This window comes from Azospirillum thermophilum (genome assembly GCF_003130795.1).
Lineage (GTDB): Bacteria > Pseudomonadota > Alphaproteobacteria > Azospirillales > Azospirillaceae > Azospirillum > Azospirillum thermophilum.
The window spans coordinates 42,819-61,691 of the sequence record NZ_CP029355.1; the positions used below are offsets into that span (position 1 = coordinate 42,819).

Sequence of the window (18,873 nt, forward strand, 5' to 3'; positions counted from 1 at the left end):
AGTTGAAGCCGCCGGTCTACTCCGCTGCGATGGACAGCGGGTCAGCGGTGGGAGGGTGGCACAGCTCGGTCAGGCTTTCCATGGTCATGTAGCGCCGGCACACCGCCCACTCGTCGTGTTGCTCCAGCAGCAAGGCACCGACCAAGCGGGTGACCGCTCCTTCCCCGGGGAAGATGCCGACGACGTTGGTGCGCCGTTTGATCTCGCCGTTCAGGCGTTCCAGCGGATTCGTGGAGTGCAGCTTGGTGCGCAGGTCCTTGGGGTAGGCCATGTAGGCCAGCACGTCGAACTCCGCCTCGTCCATCAGCGCCGCCAGCTTGGAGAACCGCGGCCGCAGGCTGTCGGCAACCCGGCGCCACTGCTCGTGCGCCGCCTCGGCGGTCTCCTGGGCAAACGCGGTGCGGATGGTGGCGGCGACCATCGTCTGGTGCGCCTTGCCCACGCAGGAGAGGAGATTCCGCATGCAATGAACGCGGCACCGCTGGAGTGTCGCGCCCAGCACCTTGGAGGCGGCGGCCTTCAGCCCGAGATGCGCGTCGGCGATCACCAGCTTCACGCCCCGCAGCCCCCGGCGGGTGAGCGAGCGCAGGAAGTCGCTCCAGAAGGTCTCCGCCTCCGACAGCCCGAGGCCGAGCCCCAACACCTCGCGTCGGCCGTCAGTGTTGACGCCGATCGCCAGTATGGCGGCGAGCGAGACGATGCGGCCGTCCTGGCGCACCTTCACGTAGGTCGCGTCCAGCCACACGAACGGCCAGTCGCCCTCCAGCGGGCGGGTCAGGAAGGCCTGCACGCGGTCGTCGATCTCTTCACACAAGCGGCTGACCTGGGACTTGGAGATGCCAGTCATGCCCATTGCCTTGACCAGCTCATCGACGTTGCGCGTCGAGATGCCCTGCACGTAGGCCTCCTGGATCACCGCGATCAGCGCCTTCTCCGCCGTGCGCCGCGGCTCCAGAAAGGCTGGGAAGTAGGAGCCGCGCCGCAGCTTGGGGATGCGCAGGTCGATGGCGCCGGCGCGTGTCTCCCAGGTCCGCTCCCGATATCCGTTGCGCTTGGTCAGCCGCTCGTCCGAGCGCTCACCGTAGCCGGCGCCGGTCAACGCCTCGACTTCCAGTTCCATCAGGCGCTGAGCGGCGAAGCCGACCATCTCGCGCAGGAAGTCGGCGTCGGCGCTCTTCCCAATCAGCTCGTGAAGAGCGATCCTGTCCTCGGTCATCGTGTCACTCCGTCTCGGTTGATGGTCGTCAAGCAACCTCAACTTAGCCGAAGAACACGGTGACCGCCCGTTCCCGGACGGCTGGCCCGCCTGCGCCAGCTATGGGGAGCGCTCCGGCGGGCCAGCCTCACGTCTCAGACACCACTCGGCGGGACACGGCCCGGATCGCCCACCCCGGCTCGTCCGACTGGCAGTTGGTGATGCGCGACCACGCCAGCTTTTCCCCGCCGCCCTTGGCGTCGAGGATGTAGTCCGCCGTCCGCGTCCACAGTTGGGCCGCCGTCTCGTCCCGCGCGACCAGGATATAACGGCCCAGCCTTGCGAAATCTGAGGTCGCCTTGGTCCGCTTGACCCGCTTGGCGATCATAGCCGCGTCACCGCCTCACGAAGCTCGTCCTGGGTGTCCTTGATCCGGTTCAGCAGATCGCGCACGTCCGCCACCGGTGCCCCCCGCCCAGGCGTGTCGGTCAGCCACAACTTTAGGAGGCCGCCCAGTCGCCCCAGGTCGGCGTTCACCTTCGCCAGCCGCTCGACCGCTTCGAGGTCGAGCACACTGCGCGGCTGGTACCCCAGCCCGACGCTCCGCAGGTAGCCCGAGACCGACAACCCGGTCGCCTTCGCCTGCGCTTCGATCCGCACCCGCTCGGCCTCGTTCACCCACACCTTCAAGGGCCGCTGCCGGTCCCGCGTATCAACCGTTTTGGTCCCCTTCATGGTGGTTTCCTCCCTGGCGTTCAAAAGCGGCGGCAGCCGCCGTATGCCTCGCAGAGCAAGATCAGCGTCGAGCCCGCAGGGCGAGTAAGCGCGGGTGTTGTGGGACTGCACGGCGTCGCCGTGTAGGCCTACAACACACATCTTGCCATCCGAACAAGTGAAACTGTCTGCGAAGCTCCGCAAGACTCTGCAACGGCCTATCCCAACTGAGTCATAATCGCAGAGCTTCGCAAAGCCTCTAAGACATTCGCAAAGGTTCGCAGAGTCTCGCAGCTTATATCGTCTGAGAGTTTGCGAAACACTGCGAAACACTGCGAGACTCAGCCGCGGAAGCCGCTGAGAGAGCCGATGACGGACAAGCCGGACAAGCCCGGTCCTGCGCGCCACTGGGGCGCCGGCCGGATCGCCTTCCTCACCATCCTCGAAACCGTTCACAAGGACGTGAACCAGGGCTACCCGCTGACTGTGATCTACCAGCGCCATGCCGCCAAGCTGGGCGTCAGCTACTCAAGCTTCGCCCGCTATGTGCAACGCTACATCACTGAGGCGGACAACGCAGAGAGTCGGCCCAGGAAGCAAAAGCCGACCGTAACCGCGCCTCCGAAACAGGCTGAACCGTTCCCAGCCACCACTCCACCGCAGCCCGCCGCCGAGCCTGCCGATCCGGAGGGCGGCCCTGTGATCCGCCAGTTCAAATACAATCCTCGCGCGAAGAACCCCGAGGACTTGATTTAAGGAGTCACCGATGCCTGCCAAGGTCCAACAGGCCCCTGATGAGGCCATGACTGCCGCCCCGACCTTAGCCGAACCAGCTTCCCAAATTCACATGACACTCCAGGGAAAAGGGGGTGTCGGAAAGTCCATGGTGTCGTCCTTCCTGGCACAGTACCTCTCCAGCACCGGCCGCCCGGTCACCTGCATCGACACCGATCCCGTCAACGACACCCTCTCGGGCTATGCCGCCCTCAACGCCCGACGCCTCGACCTCTTGCAGGGCAACCAGATCAACACCCGCCGCTTCGATGAGATGATGGAGCTGCTGATGTCCTCCGACACCAGTGTCGTGGTGGACAACGGCGCCGCCTCCTTCCTGCCCCTCACCAGCTACATGCTGGAAAACGGCGTGGCCGACCTGCTGGCCGCGTCGGGCCGGCAGCTCGTCGTCCATACCGTCGTCACCGGCGGCCAGGCCATCATGGACACCCTCACCGGCTTCGATCAGCTCGCCCGTCAGCTTCCCGACACCGCGCAGATGGTGGTATGGCTCAATGAGTATTTCGGCGACATTTCGGCAGAAGGAAAGAGCTTTGAAGCGATGAAGGCGTATCAGGCCAACCGGCACCGGGTGAAAGGGCTCGTGCGGATCAAGCGTTACACCAGCGAGACTTTTGGAAAGGACATGGAGATGATGCTGGACCGTAAATTTACCTTTGATGAAGCGGTCAGCAGCCCCGACTTCGGTCTGATGGCAAAGCAGCGTCTGACGATGATGAAGCGTGATATCTTCGGTCAGATCGCTCTCGTTGTCTGACAGCCATGGACGTCCAACGGCTCATAGGGGAGGTTGCCAAGCGGCACAACGTGCTGCTTGGTCCATCTGACCCGATCCTCGTCACCCTCACCCTCAACGAGCTGGTGCTGACCCAATATGTCGAGCGGCTGACCGCCGCCATCGAACAGGCGCAGGACCAGACGGCCGCGGGATCGGCCCAGCAGATCGCAGCCGCCCGCGAGCTAGCCGGCAAGCTGGTCACCGATGCCGGCGGCTATGTGGCAGGACAGGTCGAGGACGCTGGCAGGGCCGTTCAGGCGCAGCTTCTCGCCTCCCTTGGCCGGCAGGTGCAGGCGGCACAGGAGGCGGCCCAGCAGGCCGCCATAGCCCGCCGGACGGCCCTCTACGCCGCTCTGGTCGCCGTGGGTGCCGTCTGCGGCCTCCTCGGGATGCTGGCAGGCTCGATCGCCCTCTAAGCACGACCTGGCAGTCCAAGGCCCCTGAGGAGCCAGCCCTGCCAGCCGCTCAAACGGTGACGTTTCGCAATGGGGGAGGGGCGCTTGGTAGCAAGTGATTGAACGCCAGGGTTATAGGCTGAACCTTATCTCTCTCCTTTTCCTATAAAAATCAGAAGGTTCTGGTTGCTGGTTGGCCCGGTGGGGTTGTGGGCAGAGGCGGCGGCGGTGGGCAACCGCGTTAGCGGTTGTCCACGGTCGCCTGCCGGTGCGCCTTCCAGGCGCACTGTCCACAAATCCACCGGGAGCGCTGATGTGACTTAACGGGCAGGAACGGGGTGTGAACCCGTTCTAAGATTCATAGATTCATGATTCAATGTTCTAGGGCGATATTCCAGAACGAAATCAAAGCATTAGCCTGTGGATGAGTGAGTTTTTGCAATGAGTCGCGTGAGTTTTTGCAATGAGTCGCGTGAGTTTTTGCAATGGGGCGGGTGAGTTTTTGCAATGGGATTAGTGAGTTTTTGCAATGGGGGGTGGAGCCTTCCGCTGGACAGAGGTGAACGTGGAGGCTGGTGGATCATATAGCGTTTTATTTCAATAACTTGATCTGTGGATGAGTGAGTTTTTGCAATGGCACGAATGGCTGTTGCCGGCCTTTCCGTGTCATCTGGGAGCACCCGTTGAGTCACAACAGCGAAACCCGGCCTGCTCCGCTAGATGTATCGTTGGAAAACAGTGACTTAGCCTGTGGATGGGTGAGCTTTTGCAATGATGGGGCCGCTGTCCTGGATCTTGCGGCAGCTTCCTGAGAGGAGCAGGCCACGCTTGTCACAGATGCTTTCGTTTCGAATCAATCACTTGCTCTGTGGAAGGGTGAGTTCTTGCAATGCCCCCGAACCAATCGGATGGGTACAGAAGATGGATCGCGCGACGGTCCGTGCAGGGGCTTTCCGGGAGACGGCTTAGCGCCAAGGCTGACGGCTCAGCCGGTCTATCGTGAGTTTTTGCAATGGCAGTGGTGAAGTGAGTTGTAAGCTGGCTCACTTCACGATAGCGTATGGCTGTTCCGTCTCAGCTCCAGGCGCAGACATGGCAATCCGTACTCTGGATCAGCGTCCAAGCATTGGCTCGATGGTCAAGCCCGGGGAACTGATCGACATCCTCGAAAACACGTCCCGCCCGCTGACTCTGCTCGACCGGCGAAACTATAATCTGCTGATCCTCAATGCCTGGGATCGGATTGGTGAAGAGGCTCCGCATCATATCCACATGGCGGAACTGCGAGGCAGCGATACGAGTAACGCCAGGGTCAAGGACAGCATTGAGCGGTTGATGACGACGATTGTCCGCGTCCGCTACATCAACCCGGAAACCGGTCGGCCGAATACCATCCGCGTCCAGCTCCTGGGCGGCAACCGGGCCGAGGACGAAAGCCCGGATGGCTTTCTCACCTACCGGTTCGATCCGCTGCTGATCGAACTCCTCCAGAACAGCAGGACCTATGGCCGCCTTCGGATCGAGGTGATGGCTGCCTTCGAGTCCAAGTATGCCCTGGCCGCCTACGAGATGGCGATGAAGCGGCGCAATCTGCGCCATGTCGCGCGGGAGAAATTCACCATCGAGGAGATCCGTGGGCTCCTCGGGGTTCAGGACGGCAAGCTCTCGCGCTTTTCGGATCTCAATGCCTATGCGTTGCGCACCGCCGAGCTGGAGGTCAATGCTCTGGCCGAAGAGGTGTGCATCGCCTTTGAACCGGAATACAGGGGGCGCCGCTGCATTGGGATCTGGTTTCAATGGCGGGACAAGACGCCGGAGGAGCGGAAGGCCGCCTTTGCGGAACTCCAACGCCCTCGCGTCGGTCGGAGTGCCCGTCTGCGCGGATCGGTCGTCGATACGATGTGATCGGGTGGAGCTAGGGCTCCAGCAGCTCGTGCAGCGGCTTCCCCACGACCCGCGCCAGCAGGGCCATGTAGCTGAGGCTCGGGGAATAGAATGATCTTTCAAGGAAGCTGATGTAATTCTGGCTTATGCCAGTCATTCTCATGATATCACGTTGGGAAAGACCTGCCTCCAGACGTGCTTTCTTGAAGTTTCTTGCAAATATGAGAAGCTCTGTCGGCGCATCTTCTTTTGCAGTGGGTTGTCTGCGAGACTTTTGCGGGGAGCGCGGTTTCTTGAACTCTTCCGTCACGGTCGGCGCGCCTTCACTTCGTCGGTGAAGATTTCAACGTCGGCGAAGGCTTGAGCAACTCGTGCAGGGGCTTGCCCACGATCCGCGCCAGCAAGGCCATGTGGGTCAGGCTGGGATCGACCACGGCCCGCTCCACGTCGGACACGTAGGCTTGGGAGATGCCGATCCGCTTGGTGATGTCGGTCTGCGTCAGCCCGGCATTGAGACGGGCCTGCTTGAAGTTGTGGGCAAAAATCAGCAGCTCCACCGGCTTGTCTCGATGAGATGTCCGGCGCTTGCGAGGGACTGACTCCGGCTTTTCATCAGGATCAACCACGGCAGTCTCTCGCCATTATTATTCTATGAAGGAAGGCGCTCAAGTAGGGTCGCCGGACAAGAGAATGGCCGACTGAACCGGCTTGTTTTTTTAGAGAGCCGCGAGAGGAACGGCAGCGTCAGACTGCGAAAACTCCAGGCTTCGCAACTTAGTCTTTAGGCGCGCCACGCTCCACTCCCTATCCGACTCGACGTTCTGCCGTGTTCGCGCATTCACATTACGGGCACATTTTTAGATTTCAAGCATCTTGCGGCCTTGGCTGCCCGTACAAACGGCATACCCGAATATGTAGGTGTGCGCCAAAGCTTGATTGGACGGACTCCGCTGAAGTCGTCCTGTCCTTTTGGTATGCAACCTAACCATGTCGAACGACGGATCTTTCTATACCCTTTTTGCCGTTCTTTGCTGATTACGTGATGGCTATAGTAGCAACCACAGGAGAGAACGAAACAGCGACTCCAGGGGGTGCCAATGAGCGTGACCGCTGCCGCTTCGTTCCAGCAGGAACACGACCGGCGCGTGCAGGAGAAGCTACGCCGTGAGCTTGGCCCTCTGGGCCGTGTCCCGCCGAGTGGTGTCTGAGACGTGAGGCTGGCCCGCCGGAGCGCTCCCCATAGCTGGCGCAGGCGGGCCAGCCGTCCGGGAACGGGCGGTCACCGTGTTCTTCGGCTAAGTTGAGGTTGCTTGACGACCATCAACCGAGACGGAGTGACACGATGACCGAGGACAGGATCGCTCTTCACGAGCTGATTGGGAAGAGCGCCGACGCCGACTTCCTGCGCGAGATGGTCGGCTTCGCCGCTCAGCGCCTGATGGAACTGGAAGTCGAGGCGTTGACCGGCGCCGGCTACGGTGAGCGCTCGGACGAGCGGCTGACCAAGCGCAACGGATATCGGGAGCGGACCTGGGAGACACGCGCCGGCGCCATCGACCTGCGCATCCCCAAGCTGCGGCGCGGCTCCTACTTCCCAGCCTTTCTGGAGCCGCGGCGCACGGCGGAGAAGGCGCTGATCGCGGTGATCCAGGAGGCCTACGTGCAGGGCATCTCGACGCGCAACGTCGATGAGCTGGTCAAGGCAATGGGCATGACTGGCATCTCCAAGTCCCAGGTCAGCCGCTTGTGTGAAGAGATCGACGACCGCGTGCAGGCCTTCCTGACCCGCCCGCTGGAGGGCGACTGGCCGTTCGTGTGGCTGGACGCGACCTACGTGAAGGTGCGCCAGGACGGCCGCATCGTCTCGCTCGCCGCCATACTGGCGATCGGCGTCAACACTGACGGCCGACGCGAGGTGTTGGGGCTCGGCCTCGGGCTGTCGGAGGCGGAGACCTTCTGGAGCGACTTCCTGCGCTCGCTCACCCGCCGGGGGCTGCGGGGCGTGAAGCTGGTGATCGCCGACGCGCATCTCGGGCTGAAGGCCGCCGCCTCCAAGGTGCTGGGCGCGACACTCCAGCGGTGCCGCGTTCATTGCATGCGGAATCTCCTCTCCTGCGTGGGCAAGGCGCACCAGACGATGGTCGCCGCCACCATCCGCACCGCGTTTGCCCAGGAGACCGCCGAGGCGGCGCACGAGCAGTGGCGCCGGGTTGCCGACAGCCTGCGGCCGCGGTTCTCCAAGCTGGCGGCGCTGATGGACGAGGCGGAGTTCGACGTGCTGGCCTACATGGCCTACCCCAAGGACCTGCGCACCAAGCTGCACTCCACGAATCCGCTGGAACGCCTGAACGGCGAGATCAAACGGCGCACCAACGTCGTCGGCATCTTCCCCGGGGAAGGAGCGGTCACCCGCTTGGTCGGTGCCTTGCTGCTGGAGCAACACGACGAGTGGGCGGTGTGCCGGCGCTACATGACCATGGAAAGCCTGACCGAGCTGTGCCACCCTCCCACCGCTGACCCGCTGTCCATCGCAGCGGAGTAGACCGGCGGCTTCAACTCGCCGAAGAGCACCTACGTTCCCTCAGACACCACGCCCCGGGGCACGATCGCCCTCTGGTGTGCGGTTTTCTGGCCGAGCCCGATGTCGTGGAAATCGCGCTGAACCCGGACGGCCGGCTGTGGGTCGAGCGGCTGGGGCAGGAGATGATGCCGGTCGGCACCATGTCGGCCAGTCAGGCGGAGTCCCTGATGACCACGGTGGCCGCTGCCCTGCGCACCACCATTACCCGCGACAACCCGATCCTCGAATGCGAGTTGCCCTTTGACGGCTCGCGCTTCGAGGCGCTGATCCCGCCGGTGGTCGCCGCCCCCACCTTCGCCATCCGCCGCAAGGCGTCCCGCATCTTCACGCTGGATGAGTATGTCGAGCGCGGCATCATGACCGGCTGCCAGCGGGCGGTGCTGGTCGAGGCCGTGGCCGCCCGCCGCAACATCCTCGTGGTCGGCGGCACCGGCACCGGCAAGACGACGCTGACCAACGCGCTCATCAAGGAGATCGAGCGCGCCACCCCGCACGACCGGCTGATCATCATCGAAGACACGGTCGAGCTTCAGTGCGCGGCGGCCAACGTCGTGCAGTTGCGCACGGCGGAGCATGTCGGCATGCAGCGGCTGCTCGCCGCCACCATGCGCCTGCGGCCGACTCGTATTCTGGTGGGCGAGACGCGCGGGCCGGAGGCCCTGTCGATGCTGAAAGCCTGGAACACCGGCCATCCCGGCGGGGTCGCCACCGTCCACGCCAACACCAGCGACAGCGCCGGCACCGCCGGCCTGATCCGCCTGGAAAGCCTGATTGCCGAAGCCACGGCGGCCTCGTGGCAGCGGAGGATCGCCGAGGCCGTCAACATCATCGTCAACATCGAAAAGACCTCTGCCAGTCCCGGCCGGCGCATCAGCGCCGTCCTCGCCGTCGATGGCTTCGACGGCACCGATTACGTCCTCTCACAACTCGGATAAGGACCCATGCGCAACCTGCTCTCCCGCGGCCTCTCGGCCGCCACCCTGACGGCTGCCCTCACGGTGCTGCTGACCGCTCCCAATCAGGCCCTTGCGGCCGGCGGCGGCGGCGGCGGGCTTCCCTGGGAAGCCCCGCTCCAGACCTTCGTCAACTCGCTGACCGGCCCGGTCGCCTTCGCCATCTCGCTGCTCGGCGTCGTCGTCTGCGGCGCCATGCTGATCTGGGGCGGCGAAATCAACGAGTTCGCCCGCCGCTTCGTGATGCTGGTGCTGGTGGTCGCTCTGCTGGTGTTCGCCACCAACATCCTGACCCAGCTCTTCGGCGTCGGCGCGGTGATCGCCGCGGCCGGCGCCGGGGTGGTCCTGGCGTGACCGGCTCCGCCACCAGCGGGCTGCGCCTGACGGAGTTCCGTCGGGCGCTGCACCGCGCCAACCTGCTGATGGGCGGGGAGCGCGAGCTGGTGATGTTCACCGCCCTGGTGGCGGGCGGCCTGATCGTGACGGCGCAGAACTGGATCGCCACGCTGGTCGGGCTGAGCCTCTGGTTCGGCCTGATCGGCTTTCTGCGCACCATGGCGAAGGCCGATCCCCGGCTGAGTCACGTCTACACCCGCCACCTGCAGTACCAAGCCTACTACCCGGCCCGGTCGCGGCCCTTCCGCGACCGCTAAGGAGGGGTCATGCTGGCTCTCAAGACCTATCGTGACAAGGCCAAGGGGGTGCCCGATCTGCTCGATTGGGCCGCCCTGGTCGATGACGGCATTGTCCTCGGCAAGAGCGGCGCCCTGCTCGCCGGCTTCTACTACCGCGGGCCGGATACCGCGTCCTCGACCGCCGACGAGCGCAACTACGTGACGGAGCGGGTCAACGCCGCCCTCGCCCGGTTGGGCAGCGGCTGGGTGAGCTGGCATGAGGCCGCCCGCCTGCCCTCGGCCGGCTATCCGCCGGTCGAGGCCTCGGCCTTCCCCGATCCGGTCACCCGGCTGATCGACGCGGAGCGCCGCCGCCAGTTCACCACCCACGGCGCGCACTACGAGTCCGACTATGCCCTGGTGTTGCAGTACACCCCGCCCCTGCGGCGCAACACCAAGATCCAGGATTACCTGTGGGACGAGGACCCGACCGCGGCGCCGCAGTCGCCGGCCGACCAGACGCTGACCGCTTTCAAGAAGGCGCTCGGCGATCTGGAGGACGCGCTCGGCACCGTGCTGACGGTGCGCCGCATGACCAGCTACACCCATGTCTGCGCCCATGGCCGGGAGCACCTGCGCGACGAGCTGGTCAACTACCTGCACTTCTGCCTGACCGGCGACGACACGCCGCTGAACATCCCGCCGGACGGGATGTATCTCGACGCGGTGATTGGCGGCCGCGAGCTGTGGACCGGCGACACCCCGCGCATCGGGGACCGCTACATTGCCTGCATCTCGCTGGAAGGCTTCCCCGGCGCCTCCTACCCCAACATCCTCGACGTGCTGGAGCACCTGCCGGTCGCCTACCGCTGGTCCTCGCGCTTCATCTACCTCGACCAGCACGAGGCGGTGACCCACCTCCACCGCTACCGCCGCAAATGGAAGCAGAAGGTGCGGGGCTTCTGGTCCCAGGTCTTCCGCACCCAGGGCGGCGTCGTCAACGAGGACGCCCTGCTGATGGCCGGCGAGACCGAAGCGGCGATCACCGACGCCAGCTCGGCGCTCGTCACCTTCGGCTACTACACCCCGGTCATCGTCCTGATGGGCGAGGACCGCGGCCGGCTGCTCGACAGCGCCCGGATGGTGTCGCGCGAGGTGCAGCGTCTCGGCTTCGCCTGCCGGCTGGAGACAATCAACGCCGTGGAGGCGTGGCTGGGCACCCTGCCCGGTCATCCCCACCCGAATGTCCGCCGGCCGCTGATCCACACCCTCAACCTCGCCGATCTGCTGCCGCTCGCCAGCGTGTGGGCCGGGCTGGATACCGCTCCCTGCCCGTTCTATCCGGAAGGCGCACCGCCGCTTTTGTATGGATCTGCCCCCGGATCGACCCCTTTTCGGCTCAATCTGCACGTGGGAGACGTCGGGCATACTCTAGTATTCGGCCCGACCGGCGCCGGCAAGTCGACCCTGCTGGGCACGGTGGCCGCCCAGTTCCGCCGCTATCCCGACGCCACCGTGGTGGCCTTCGACAAGGGCCGCTCCATGCTCGCCCTGGCGCTCGCCTGCGGCGGCGCCCACCACGACATCGCCGGCGAGGCCAGCAAGCTCTCCTTCGCTCCGCTCGCCGCGCTCGACACTCCCGGCGATCTGGCCTGGGCGGAAGAGTGGATCGAGTCCTGCTACCAGCTCCAGACCGGCGTGCCGCCGACCCCGGCGCAGCGCGAGGAAATCCACCGCGCCATGCGGCTGCTGAGCCAGGAAAAGGGGCCGCAGGAGCGGTCCCTGACCGACTTCCTGCTGACGGTGCAGGACGAAAAGCTGCGCTCGGCCCTGGCGCCCTACACGATCAGCGGTCCCCTCGGGCACCTGCTCGACAGCACCCGCGACGGCCTCAGCGATGCCGCCTTCACGGTCTTTGAAATCGAAGAGCTGATGGCGCTCGGTGAGAAGACCCTGATCCCGGTGCTGCTCTACCTGTTCCGCCGCTTCGAGAAGTCCCTGCGCGGCCAGCCGGCGCTTCTGCTGCTCGATGAGGCCTGGGTCATGCTCGGGCACCCGGTGTTTCGCGAGAAAATTCGCGAATGGTTGAAGGTGCTGCGCAAGGCCAATTGCGGCGTCGTGCTCGCCACCCAAAGCCTGTCGGACGCGGTGCGCTCGGGCCTGCTCGACGTGCTGCTGGAGTCTTGTCCCACCAAGATCCTGCTGCCCAATGAAGAGGCCGACAAGAGCGGCACGTCGCAGGTGCCGGGACCGCGCGACCTCTACACCGCCATCGGGCTGAACGCGGTGCAGATCGGCATCCTCAAGACTGCGGCCAAGAAGCGCGATTACTACTACCTGTCGCCGGAAGGCCGCCGTCTCTTCTCGCTCGGCCTGGGGCCGGTGGCCCTCGCCTTCGTCGGCGTCTCCGACAAGGACAGCGTGGCGCAGGTGCGCGAGCTGGCCGCCAGCCACGGTCCCGACTGGCCCTTCCACTGGCTCCAGAAAAGAGGGGTGCGCTATGACCATCTGCTTTAAGGCGGCCGGCGTGCTGCTCGCCGGCCTCGCCCTGCTGCCGGTGCCAGCCGGGGCAAGCGATTGGGGCTGTCAGGTCCTGCTCTGCATGAGCAATCCCGGCGGCCCGACGCAGTATGCGGAGTGCGTCCCCCCGATTGAGCGGCTGTGGCGTCATCTGCGCCGCGGCGGCGCCTTCCCGACCTGCGACATGGCCGGCTCGCCGGAACGCGGCGGCTCCTATGTCCGCATGGTGTCCGATCCCTACGACCTCTGCCCGGCCGGCCTCCAGCCGGCGCCGGCCGGCCAATGGGTCAGCGCCGGCACCCTGGCCGGCGTGCCCGGCGCCCTGCCGCCCGGCGTGCTGCCGGACGCGACGGCGCTGGACCGCTCGTCGCCGATGCAGTCGGAGCCTGCCCCCAACAGCGACCGCGGCGGCGGCCTGCCGGGGCCGCGCGCCTGCGTCGGCTCGCTGATCGGCACCACGGTGCTGGGCGGCTCCGATGACCAGCGGATCACCGTCCACGTCTACGACGCGGTGGAGTGGCAGCAGCCCAAGTCGCCGCAGGCCTTCGACGTCTACATCGACTCCAAGCTCTTCCACCGCGTCCGCATGCAGTAGGTGCCCCGATGCGCAAGCCCCTCTCCGCCGTCCTGCTCTCCACCCTGGCGTTCCACACCCTGCCGGCCAAGGCGCAGGGCATCCCGGTGATCGACGTGTCGGCCATCGCGCAGATGATCACCCAGGTGTCCAATCAGGTGCAGCAGATCTCCAATCAGGTCCGGATGATCGAAAATCAGGCCCGCTCGCTCCAGACCTTGGGCGGCGGCAACTTCGGGGAGCTGAACGGCAACCTCACCCAGCAGGTCGGCCAGCTCAACGCGGTGATGAACCGGGTGCAGGGGATCGGCTACCAGCTCGGCGGCATCGAGCAGGAGTTCAACCAGCTCTTCCCGGCCGGCACGGACTGGCAGTCGGTGCCGACCGAGGACGTGACGCCCTATTACCAGCGATGGTCGGCGCAACTGCAGGACGCCTCGCGCACCGCCATGGACAGTCAGGGCGTGGTGCGCAACGTCCAGCGCAACGTCTCGGCCGCGCAAGGCATCCTGGCCGATGCGCAAGCCTCGGACGGCGAGGTGCGTCAGCTCCAAGCCACCAACGAGATGCTGGCGTTGCTGGCGACCCAGCTCGGCGACATGACCATGACCATGGCAACCACCGGCCGCGTCACCGCGAGCGCGGCGGCGGCGGCTCAAGCCAAGGCCGACGCGGAGGACGAACTGCGGCGGCGGTTTTTGTTTGCTCCTCCGCTTCCCTCCACCGATGGCGAAGCTTTCTAAAGGAACACGGCATGCTCCAGATAAAGACCTCTGTTGCTCTTCTTATTCTTGCCGGATCAATCACTAGTTCTGCGGTCATTGCACATATCGTTACACGATACAGCCTCAACGTGACTTGCGCCGCCGCGACGCCACCCGAGCCAGCCAGAGCACTACCAATTGGTCCAATGCTGAACTCTCGTGACGGAGAAGCGTTCTAAGGAGGATTGTCATGAAAAGGGGTTTGAAGTGGTCTCGCTGGGTGCCTCTCATCCTAGCCGCAGCTATCGTTATGGTGTCATATGATGCTGCGGCTCAAGCAGCAAATAACTCTCTCGACAACATTGTTCGTCTGTACCGGGATCATTCAACCGCTTGGCAAGCGGCTCTGAGAAATTATGCCATTACGCTGTTCTGGCTTCTGGCAGGAATTGAGTTCACCTGGGCGGCAGTCCGTCTGGCACTGAAAGGTGCTGACTTTGGAGAGTGGGTGGCGGAGGTCATCAACCAAGTTCTTTTCATCGGCTTTTTCTTAACTCTGCTGCTCCACTCTGCTGATTATGCTCAAGCGGTGGTGGACAGTTTCCGAGAAGCCGCTAATCAGGCAAGCATAGCCGGGGGTGGAACAGGCCGGATCAGCCCGTCAAACATTTTTGAGGTTGGCGTTAACCTCGCGCTTCGAGTGGTTGGTCAAGTATCTCTGTCAAAGCTGGCGGAGAGTGCTGGCTTTCTTATCGCGGCCCTCGTCGTTCTCATTTGCTTCGCTCTGATCGCCGCTTTCCTGATCCTGGCCCTGGTGGAGAGCTACATCGTCATCTCGGCCGGCGTCCTGCTGATGGGCTTCGGCGGCTCCCGCTGGACCAAGGATTATGCTGTCAAGGTGATGGTCTATGCCGTGGCGGTCGGCGCCAAGCTGTTCGTCCTGCAACTGCTCATCGGGCTGGGGCAGGCCATGATCCTGTCCTGGGAAGCACAGATCGTCACCAACACCTCCGATGTCTTTGTTATCGTTGGCTCGGCTGTGGTCATGCTGGCGGTCACCAAGGTGGTGCCGGACATGGTCCAGAGCCTCATCAACGGCACCTCCCCCAGCGGCGGCGGCGCCCTGGTTGGAGCGACCGCGGCAGTCGGCGGCGCCGCGGTCGGTGCGTTGGCCGGTGCGGCCGGCGCCGGCATGGCGGTCGGCGGCGCCTCCAAGCTTGCCAGTGCCCAGCTCGCCAGCTCGGGCCTGTCCTCGTCCCCGCCGCCTGCCTTTGCCGCCCGCATGGCCGCCCGCGCCGCCGGCAACCTCGGCCAAGCCGCGGTGCAGGACCTCGGCCGCCGTCTGTCCGGCCGCTCCTACGGCACCATGGGCGGGCGCATGGGCGAGAGCATGCTCCACAAGGCGCGCGAGCTGCGCGCTGCTGCCGAGAAACCCCAGCCTCCACAGGCTCCGCAGGCGCCCCAGCAGGGCCAGCCGCCGGGCCAACCCGACAACGTGATCCGCCCCGAATAGGCGTTCGGTTTTGAACTCCAGGGGGATGGATTCCTTCACCGTATAGGCGATAGGCTATGAAAACCCGCACCCTTCTCAAGCCGAGAACCCAGGCAACGCCGCCGACCGAGACGCCCTATCTCTCGGCCCGGCTCGAATGGAATGAGCGGTACGGCTCCTACATCGCCCGCGCCAATGCGTGGCGTCTGACGGCGCTGTCCAGCCTCGCCATCGCCGCCCTGGCGGTCGGTGGCGTAGTCTGGATCGGCAGCCAGAACCGTCTCGTCCCTTATGTCGTGGAAACCAACAAGCTGGGCGATGCGGTGGGGGTGCGGCGGGCCGATCAGATCTATGTGCCCAACGAGCGGGTGATCCGTGCCCAGCTCGCCCGCTGGATCAGCAACATCCGCTCCGTCTACGTCGATGCGGCGGCCGAGCGGGCGCTGATCGACGAGGCGTTCGCCATGATCAACAAGCGCGGCGCCGCCTATCCGCAAATCCTTGAACACTTCCGCAGCGCCGACCCCTTCAAGCGCGCTGAAACCGAAACGGTGACCGTCGAGGTGCAGTCGGTGCTCCCGATCAGCCAGGACACATGGCGGATCGAGTGGCGGGAAAGCGTGATGAACCGGGACGGCTCGGCCAAGCAACCGCCGGTCTCCTGGCAGGCCACGGTGACCATCAGCATCGCCACCCCGGCCACCGAACAGGCGATCCTCATGAACCCCATGGGGGTCTACGTGAACAGCTACTCGTGGTCCCAGCGGCTCATCTGACAGGTGCTCCCATGCTCAAGGAAACCCTCACCCTCGCCGCCCTGGCGTTGACCGTCTCGGGACCGGCGCTCGCTCAACAGGTCCCGGCCATCCAGACGGCGCAGACGGAAGCGCCGGCCGCCGCCCCGCCGCCGGCCGGCGACGCCCCGGCCGTCCTGAGCCGCCGGACCGGCAATCCGCCGCCGGTCAACCTGATGTCGGGCAAGGAGGCCGAGCTGAACGCCAAGGAGCGGCGCGGCGTCGCCCTGTCCGGCGAGTGGCGCGGCGGCAAGGACCGCCCGGCGCGCGGGCAGGCCGGCCGCGTCACCTTCACCTACGGCTCCACCCTGCCCTCCGTCGTCTGCGCCCCTCTGCGGGTCTGCAATCTCGAACTCCAGCCGGGCGAGGTGGTGCAGCAGATCGACCTCGGCGACATCGCGCGATGGAAGGCCACCCCGACCGTCTATGGTGCCGGCGCCAACCAGACCAGCGTCATCGTCATCAAGGCGAGCGACAGTGGCCTGACCACCACCATGACCATCGCCACCGACCGGCGGATTTACGTGGTCCAGCTCGTCAGCCGCACCAAGGACTGGATGCCGCTGGTGTCCTTCGTCTATCCGGAGGACGTCCAGCAGGAGTGGGACGCCTACCGGGCCGCGGTGAACCGCCGCCAGCAGGCCACCACCCTCTCCGATGGCCTGAACGTCGCCAACCTCGACTTCGGGTTCGCCATCCGCGGCGACAGCCCGTCCTGGCGGCCGGTGCGGGTCTACACGGACGGGCGCAAGACCTACATCCAGTTTCCCAGCGAGATGCGCTACGACGAGTCTCCCGCCCTGGTGGCGATCGGCTCGGACGACAAGGAACAGCTCGTCAACTACCGGGCCAGCGGCGACCGCTACGTGGTCGACAAGGTGCTGCGCCATGCCGCGCTGATTTCCGGCGTCGGCAGCGACCAGACCAAGGTCGAGATCCTGCGCGAGAGGAACTGAACCATGCGGCACCCCCTGCATGCCGCGGTGGTCGGCGTGGCGCTGCTGCTCGGCGGCTGCGCCAGCTTCGGCCCGCGGTCCTCCTACGTCGAGGCGGTGACGCCGGCCGATGCGCCGTTGCTGGCGGCCGACATCGCCGGCTTCGTGTCCGACCGCCTGCCGGCGGCCTCCACCACCGTGGCGCTCGATGAGCCGGCCGGCGAGCTGGCGAGCGACAGCCTGACGCCGGTCCTGCGCGACGAGTTGCGGCGGATCGGCTTCGGGGTGGCGGGTGCCGACCAGAAAGCACCAGGCGCTCATGCCCTGCGCTATCTGGTGACGCCGCTCAATGCCGGGGTGCTCGTGCGTCTCCAGTTCGACCGGACCACGGCCTCGCGCCTGTGGCTCCGCAACAGTGCCGGCACGCTCCAGGCCGGATCCCCCTTCACCGTGCGGGAGGACGCCGCAGAATGACCGACCAGACGCAGCAACCGACCGATGGTCCCGACCGCTCGCCCGACTTCCTGGCCGGTCCCACCGCGCCGCCGGCCAGCCAGCCGCAGCAACCGCCGTCCGGCAGCCCCGACCGTTCGCCCGACTTCCTGACTGGCCCGACCCTGCGCCAGACCGGCGGCCGGCGCCTGACCCGCGTGCCGGTCTACATCCTCATCGGGATTTCCGCCCTGGTCGCCATCGCCATCGCCTACACGATGAACGAGCGGGCCAAGCGGCGGGCGGCCGGCGCCGGCAGCACCGAGGTGGTGGCGGCCCCGGAGCCGGTGGACGCCAAGCCGCTGTTCGGGGCGGCACAGAACGCCGGCATCATCGAGGCGCGGCGGGCAGCTCCCGCCCCGGCGGCCCCGGCGCCGGCCGCCGCAGCCACCCCCGCCGCCATGCCGGCGGCGCCGCCGGAGCCGATGGCGCGCGGCTACACGACCAACGCCGGCCGCACCCCGGAGGACGATGCCCGGATGCGGGCATGGCAGCAGTATGACGCCGAGGTGCGGCGGGTGGAGGAACAGCGCCGGGCGGCGCTGAAAGCCGCTCTGGAAGCGCCGACCACCGTTCCCACCAACCGGGCCCAGCCCGGGCAGATGCAGCAGCCGGCCGCGGCCGGCCCGGGCGGCGCCGGCAACAGCCCGCAGGCGCTCGCCCAGCTCGCCAACAGCTTCGGCAGCAGCTCGGGCACGAGCGGCGGCCTGGGCGCGGCCGGTGGCGGTGCCGGCGGCTATGGGAGCGACATGGGGCGGGGCGGCCAGGGCAGCGGTGCCGAGGCCAAGCGCAACTTCCTGAACCAGCAGCCGCGCGGCTCGCACTACCTCGCCGGCACCCGCGAGGCCGCGGTGTCACCCTATGAGGTCAAGGCCGGCACCATCATCCCTGGTGTCATGGAGAGCGGCATCAACTCGGACCTGCCGGGCATCATCAAGGCGCGGGTGCGCGAGAACGTCTACGACACCGCCACCGGGCAATACCTGCTGATCCCCAAGGACTCCATGCTGGTCGGCACCTACGACAACGGGGTGGAGATGGGCCAGGAGCGGGTGCTGATCGCCTGGAACCGGATCATCTACCCCGACGCCTCGTCGCTCGACCTCGGCAGCATGCCCGGCGCCGACCAGAGCGGCTATGCCGGCTTCTCCGATCAGGTGAACAACCACTATTTCCGGACCTTCGGCAATGCCCTGCTGCTGTCGATCTTCTCGGCCGGCGTCCAGCTCTCCCAGCCGCAGCAGCGCGGCGACAGCCGCGGCGGCTACGACGCGCAGCAGATCATCGCCGGCAGCCTCGGCCAGCAGATGGGCCAGCTCGGCGCGGAATACGCACGCAAGGGCCTGAACGTCGCCCCGACCCTGGAGATCCGCCCCGGCTACCGCTTCAACATCATGGTGACCAAGGACATGATCATTCCTCCCTGGCAGGGATGAGTCCGGGGGCTGAGGAT

Annotated in this window: 21 protein-coding genes; 16 read left to right on the forward strand and 5 right to left on the reverse strand. The window is 65.8% G+C overall.

Annotated elements, in window-relative coordinates; genetic code table 11:
• Positions 1–16: 16 nt before the first annotated feature.
• The 3 genes from DEW08_RS21090 to DEW08_RS21100 form a co-directional block, all read right to left on the reverse strand.
• Positions 17–1,216: an IS256 family transposase gene (locus DEW08_RS21090; protein WP_109329025.1), complete on the reverse strand. Its 1,200-nt coding sequence runs from the start codon at positions 1,214–1,216 to the stop codon at positions 17–19.
• A 127-nt stretch (positions 1,217–1,343) separates the two neighbouring features.
• On the reverse strand, positions 1,344–1,583 hold the full coding sequence (locus tag DEW08_RS21095) for a hypothetical protein (RefSeq protein WP_109331041.1): 240 nt from the start codon (positions 1,581–1,583) through the stop codon (positions 1,344–1,346).
• Positions 1,580–1,930: a plasmid mobilization protein gene (locus DEW08_RS21100; protein ID WP_109331043.1), complete on the reverse strand. Its 351-nt coding sequence runs from the start codon at positions 1,928–1,930 to the stop codon at positions 1,580–1,582. The genes DEW08_RS21095 and DEW08_RS21100 overlap by 4 nt, the downstream gene beginning before the upstream one ends.
• A gap of 348 nt (positions 1,931–2,278) precedes the next feature.
• Here DEW08_RS21100 and DEW08_RS21105 point away from each other — a divergent pair, with 348 nt between their 5' ends.
• The 4 genes from DEW08_RS21105 (at position 2,279) to DEW08_RS21120 (ending at position 5,782) form a co-directional block, all read left to right on the forward strand.
• Positions 2,279–2,665 carry a hypothetical protein gene (locus DEW08_RS21105; protein ID WP_109331045.1) on the forward strand — a complete coding sequence of 129 codons (387 nt, stop codon included), beginning with the start codon at positions 2,279–2,281 and terminating at the stop codon, positions 2,663–2,665.
• A 10-nt stretch (positions 2,666–2,675) separates the two neighbouring features.
• Entirely contained in the window at positions 2,676–3,461 is a 786-nt protein-coding gene (locus tag DEW08_RS21110; RefSeq protein WP_245986814.1) for a nucleotide-binding protein, read from the forward strand.
• A gap of 50 nt (positions 3,462–3,511) precedes the next feature.
• Positions 3,512–3,898: a hypothetical protein gene (locus DEW08_RS21115; protein ID WP_146214744.1), complete on the forward strand. Its 387-nt coding sequence runs from the start codon at positions 3,512–3,514 to the stop codon at positions 3,896–3,898.
• 1,071 nt (positions 3,899–4,969) lie between these two features.
• Complete coding sequence (locus DEW08_RS21120; RefSeq protein ID WP_109331050.1) at positions 4,970–5,782, forward strand: replication initiation protein; 813 nt, start codon at positions 4,970–4,972, stop codon at positions 5,780–5,782.
• Between the two features lie 10 nt (positions 5,783–5,792).
• Here the strand turns inward: DEW08_RS21120 and DEW08_RS21125 are convergent, their stop codons facing one another.
• Together DEW08_RS21125 and DEW08_RS21130 are read right to left on the reverse strand one after the other, a co-directional pair.
• Positions 5,793–6,071, reverse strand: coding sequence for a helix-turn-helix transcriptional regulator (locus DEW08_RS21125; RefSeq protein WP_109331052.1), 279 nt, complete (start codon positions 6,069–6,071; stop codon positions 5,793–5,795).
• Positions 6,072–6,084: 13 nt separating this feature from the next.
• Positions 6,085–6,318 carry a helix-turn-helix transcriptional regulator gene (locus DEW08_RS21130; protein ID WP_168220470.1) on the reverse strand — a complete coding sequence of 78 codons (234 nt, stop codon included), beginning with the start codon at positions 6,316–6,318 and terminating at the stop codon, positions 6,085–6,087.
• Between the two features lie 785 nt (positions 6,319–7,103).
• On the opposite strand from DEW08_RS21130, the gene DEW08_RS21135 reads away from it, so the two are divergent.
• The 12 genes from DEW08_RS21135 (at position 7,104) to DEW08_RS21190 (ending at position 18,856) form a co-directional block, all read left to right on the forward strand.
• Positions 7,104–8,303: an IS256 family transposase gene (locus DEW08_RS21135; RefSeq protein ID WP_109329025.1), complete on the forward strand. Its 1,200-nt coding sequence runs from the start codon at positions 7,104–7,106 to the stop codon at positions 8,301–8,303.
• 74 nt (positions 8,304–8,377) lie between these two features.
• Positions 8,378–9,277 (forward strand): P-type conjugative transfer ATPase TrbB, encoded by a 900-nt coding sequence (trbB, locus tag DEW08_RS21140; RefSeq protein WP_245986816.1) that lies wholly within the window; start codon positions 8,378–8,380, stop codon positions 9,275–9,277.
• A gap of 6 nt (positions 9,278–9,283) precedes the next feature.
• Positions 9,284–9,649 carry a TrbC/VirB2 family protein gene (locus tag DEW08_RS21145; RefSeq protein WP_109331060.1) on the forward strand — a complete coding sequence of 122 codons (366 nt, stop codon included), beginning with the start codon at positions 9,284–9,286 and terminating at the stop codon, positions 9,647–9,649.
• Complete coding sequence (locus DEW08_RS21150) at positions 9,646–9,948, forward strand: conjugal transfer protein TrbD (RefSeq protein ID WP_245986817.1); 303 nt, start codon at positions 9,646–9,648, stop codon at positions 9,946–9,948. The genes DEW08_RS21145 and DEW08_RS21150 overlap by 4 nt, the downstream gene beginning before the upstream one ends.
• A 9-nt stretch (positions 9,949–9,957) precedes the next feature.
• Entirely contained in the window at positions 9,958–12,426 is a 2,469-nt protein-coding gene (locus tag DEW08_RS21155) for a VirB4 family type IV secretion/conjugal transfer ATPase (RefSeq protein ID WP_109331062.1), read from the forward strand.
• Positions 12,410–13,024, forward strand: coding sequence for a hypothetical protein (locus tag DEW08_RS31565; RefSeq protein WP_211107301.1), 615 nt, complete (start codon positions 12,410–12,412; stop codon positions 13,022–13,024). The genes DEW08_RS21155 and DEW08_RS31565 overlap by 17 nt, the downstream gene beginning before the upstream one ends.
• 8 nt (positions 13,025–13,032) lie before the next feature.
• On the forward strand, positions 13,033–13,746 hold the full coding sequence (locus DEW08_RS21165; protein WP_109331065.1) for a type IV secretion system protein: 714 nt from the start codon (positions 13,033–13,035) through the stop codon (positions 13,744–13,746).
• Between the two features lie 211 nt (positions 13,747–13,957).
• On the forward strand, positions 13,958–15,220 hold the full coding sequence (gene trbL, locus DEW08_RS21170) for a P-type conjugative transfer protein TrbL (RefSeq protein ID WP_109331067.1): 1,263 nt from the start codon (positions 13,958–13,960) through the stop codon (positions 15,218–15,220).
• A 56-nt stretch (positions 15,221–15,276) separates the two neighbouring features.
• Entirely contained in the window at positions 15,277–15,975 is a 699-nt protein-coding gene (gene trbF, locus DEW08_RS21175; RefSeq protein ID WP_109331069.1) for a conjugal transfer protein TrbF, read from the forward strand.
• Between the two features lie 11 nt (positions 15,976–15,986).
• Positions 15,987–16,949, forward strand: a complete 963-nt coding sequence (gene trbG, locus DEW08_RS21180) for a P-type conjugative transfer protein TrbG (protein WP_109331071.1) — start codon at positions 15,987–15,989, stop codon at positions 16,947–16,949.
• Between the two features lie 3 nt (positions 16,950–16,952).
• Positions 16,953–17,402: a conjugal transfer protein TrbH gene (locus DEW08_RS21185; RefSeq protein ID WP_109331073.1), complete on the forward strand. Its 450-nt coding sequence runs from the start codon at positions 16,953–16,955 to the stop codon at positions 17,400–17,402.
• Positions 17,399–18,856, forward strand: coding sequence for a TrbI/VirB10 family protein (locus tag DEW08_RS21190; RefSeq protein ID WP_109331075.1), 1,458 nt, complete (start codon positions 17,399–17,401; stop codon positions 18,854–18,856). The genes DEW08_RS21185 and DEW08_RS21190 overlap by 4 nt, the downstream gene beginning before the upstream one ends.
• The last annotated feature ends 17 nt before the right edge of the window (positions 18,857–18,873 follow it).

Coding starts and splice junctions, on each gene's coding strand:
- DEW08_RS21095 (WP_109331041.1), bottom strand. CDS start 1,583: ATGATCGCCAAGCGGGTCAAGCGGACCAAGGCGACCTCAGATTTCGCA.
- DEW08_RS31565 (WP_211107301.1), top strand. CDS start 12,410: ATGACCATCTGCTTTAAGGCGGCCGGCGTGCTGCTCGCCGGCCTCGCC.
- DEW08_RS21185 (WP_109331073.1), top strand. CDS start 16,953: ATGCGGCACCCCCTGCATGCCGCGGTGGTCGGCGTGGCGCTGCTGCTC.
- DEW08_RS21155 (WP_109331062.1), top strand. CDS start 9,958: ATGCTGGCTCTCAAGACCTATCGTGACAAGGCCAAGGGGGTGCCCGAT.
- DEW08_RS21090 (WP_109329025.1), bottom strand. CDS start 1,216: ATGACCGAGGACAGGATCGCTCTTCACGAGCTGATTGGGAAGAGCGCC.
- DEW08_RS21110 (WP_245986814.1), top strand. CDS start 2,676: ATGCCTGCCAAGGTCCAACAGGCCCCTGATGAGGCCATGACTGCCGCC.
- DEW08_RS21190 (WP_109331075.1), top strand. CDS start 17,399: ATGACCGACCAGACGCAGCAACCGACCGATGGTCCCGACCGCTCGCCC.
- trbL (WP_109331067.1), top strand. CDS start 13,958: ATGAAAAGGGGTTTGAAGTGGTCTCGCTGGGTGCCTCTCATCCTAGCC.
- DEW08_RS21120 (WP_109331050.1), top strand. CDS start 4,970: ATGGCAATCCGTACTCTGGATCAGCGTCCAAGCATTGGCTCGATGGTC.
- DEW08_RS21135 (WP_109329025.1), top strand. CDS start 7,104: ATGACCGAGGACAGGATCGCTCTTCACGAGCTGATTGGGAAGAGCGCC.
- DEW08_RS21105 (WP_109331045.1), top strand. CDS start 2,279: ATGACGGACAAGCCGGACAAGCCCGGTCCTGCGCGCCACTGGGGCGCC.
- trbG (WP_109331071.1), top strand. CDS start 15,987: ATGCTCAAGGAAACCCTCACCCTCGCCGCCCTGGCGTTGACCGTCTCG.
- DEW08_RS21145 (WP_109331060.1), top strand. CDS start 9,284: ATGCGCAACCTGCTCTCCCGCGGCCTCTCGGCCGCCACCCTGACGGCT.
- DEW08_RS21100 (WP_109331043.1), bottom strand. CDS start 1,930: ATGAAGGGGACCAAAACGGTTGATACGCGGGACCGGCAGCGGCCCTTG.
- DEW08_RS21165 (WP_109331065.1), top strand. CDS start 13,033: ATGCGCAAGCCCCTCTCCGCCGTCCTGCTCTCCACCCTGGCGTTCCAC.
- trbF (WP_109331069.1), top strand. CDS start 15,277: ATGAAAACCCGCACCCTTCTCAAGCCGAGAACCCAGGCAACGCCGCCG.